At 43.2% G+C, this 2,428-nt stretch carries 2 protein-coding genes and 1 pseudogene; all 3 read left to right on the forward strand.

Annotation, left to right across the window (positions count from 1 at the left end):
• On the forward strand, positions 1-651 hold a 651-nt coding region (locus tag D5R40_RS36680; protein ID WP_161565161.1), incomplete at its 5' end, for a hypothetical protein.
• Between the two features lie 457 nt (positions 652-1,108).
• A pseudogene (locus D5R40_RS40435) lies at positions 1,109-1,543 on the forward strand (DUF5723 family protein); the annotation flags it as partial.
• A gap of 14 nt (positions 1,544-1,557) precedes the next feature.
• Entirely contained in the window at positions 1,558-1,749 is a 192-nt protein-coding gene (locus D5R40_RS43270) for a DUF5723 family protein (RefSeq protein ID WP_375339446.1), read from the forward strand.
• The last annotated feature ends 679 nt before the right edge of the window (positions 1,750-2,428 follow it).

Raw genomic sequence — 2,428 nt, forward strand, 5'->3', positions numbered from 1 at the left:
AAAATTGAATTGGACCATACCGGATTGGAAAATGGCTTGCCGATAAACTACCCGGAACTTACTGCGGTAGGTAGCTCGGCTCGTACCATCATTGAGATAAATAAAGAAAACTCAAATATTGCGGATCTGCTTTCCTCTAAGCCGAGTGGCATATCTTATGATCTTTCTGCGAGGCTTCATCCGGAAGGAGATACCTCCAAAGTAGGTTTGGTGCTGGATGATAGCGGTTTTGATTTGGGCTTGCGTGTTGAAGTTCCTTTGGATATCCAGCTGAGTGAGATTGAACTTGAACAGGATTTGGGGCTGGAATTGACAAGTATGGAACAGGTAGAATCTGCTGACCTCATTCTCATCACAGAAAATGGCTTCCCACTCGACCTGGTTCTTCAGGCTTATTTTCTGGATGAACAGGGAGCGGTACAGGATTCCCTTTTCGATGGCCCTGCACAATTGCTTTCTGCGGCTTCTGTTGATCAAAACGGGAGAGTAAGTGAAAGTAGCAGTTCTACCCTGGATATAGCTCTGACAGCTGAGCGCTGGTATCGTTTACAAAATAGTGCAGAAATTCGCATCAAAGCCGAGATCGCTACTCCAATTCGGGTACAGTACCTGTCAAATTTTACGATGATTACAATCTCAAGGTCAAACTAGGTGCACTTGCAGAATTGAATCCCTAATTCTTACTCATTCTTTTCACGCTATACTCAATCACAAGATTCATGCGTAAAGCATTTCTATATATTCTAGCTGTACTCCTGCTTTTTTGCTCCTGTATGTTCCTTTAGCCAGACAGATTTCGGTTTGCACTTTATGCCGGGAGCGATTCAATCCCAGTATACCAATCCTGCTTTCATGAGCGAAAAGAAAAATCAACATTTGCACTTCCGGGTATAAGCTTTGGTGCTACTCATCGGGCTTTACGATCGGGGATGTGCTTCAGCCCATTGATGGTTCAGATTCGTTTCGAGTTGATATTGATATATGCCTTATTGCAAATGGGGGATGATAACACCCTCAAAGGGAAAAGTTCATGCAGATATACTCTCAGTTGGTATTCGCCTGGGCGGATTTCAATTAGGCATAAACACCGGAACACGTGCAAGTTTTTTTGCTGCCTACCCCCGCGACCTGGTTCGCCCTGGCCTGGGAAGGGAATGGCGATTACATCGGTCAGACACTTTCGGTTGGCCCGGATTTTCAGGCCTTTGCTTACCACGAAATAGGTCTCAGCGGAGCGGTCCGTCTCAAGAAAAAATTGCAGATAGGCGCCCGCCTAAAATACCTGATCGGTTTAGCTGACTTTTCCCTGGCCCGTAATAATGCTCAATTCAAACAGGAACCGAATACTATCAGTTGACCTGCTCACTGACGTACAATTCAATACCAGTACCTTTAACATGGGAAATTATAAACTCCTGGATGATTTGGACCAATTGAATCCGGGTTCACCCTAAATCCTACTACCGGAAATCAGGGCTTCGCTGCAGATTTAGGAGTGGTTTTTAACCTCAATGAAAAATTGAGTTTCGCCGCGAGTGTTCGGGATTTGGGATTCATATTAACTGGACGGACCAGGTCAGTAATTATGCCGTTTCCGGGGAGGTCAATTTCGAAGGCATTGATGCCATGGATATCAGCGAAGGGGACGAAGAAGCGATGGAGGAATTTGTCGACTCTTTACTTTCGGGACTGACAGTTCAAACTGCCCATGAAAGTTACCGTACCCAACTGCCACGGAATACTATTTGAGCGGGACCTTTAGCCCTTTAAAATCCTTGCGCCTAGAGCTTTGATGCATAGTACCCGATACAGAGGAAGAAGTACTACAGCCGTTGGTTTGAGTGCCAGCAAGAGATTTGGGAAAAATCTTGAGTGTAGGAGTCAACTATTTCACCGTAAACAAAAGCTATCAAAACCTGGGAGCAAATCTCTTATTAAAAATGGGACCGGTTCATTTGTATATGCTCTCTGATAATGTACTCACATTTGTTCGACCGGAGGAAACAAATTTGTCAAATTTCCGTATGGGGATGAATGTAGCCTTCTAAGAAAAATAAATCTGATGATGATGCCCGTGGGAATACTATTCTACGGGTTTTGTTTTTTGTCTTTTTTGTGTCAAATGGTGTTGGTTGCTAATTCATGTCAAGTCCCTTTTTAATTGAATTTGTCAACAATTACGACTATTCGGACTTGAGGTAAGAGGATACGGAAATAGCTTGCATACGACATCAAAACAATAGATCGACAATAAAATATATCTCTCATGCAATCAAGAACTATTACCTCCAGCTTACTATCTAGAAATCTGATAACCAAGAAAGTTTTAGTATGTGCCTTTTTCTTAATGGCACTTATGATCCTGCAACAACGAGCGACTGCTCAGGCAATTATTGTAGATGTAGAAGACCTAATGATGCTAACAGAA

Origin of the sequence: Okeania hirsuta (genome assembly GCF_003838195.1) — a bacterium.
GTDB classification, from domain to species: domain Bacteria; phylum Cyanobacteriota; class Cyanobacteriia; order Cyanobacteriales; family Microcoleaceae; genus Okeania; species Okeania hirsuta.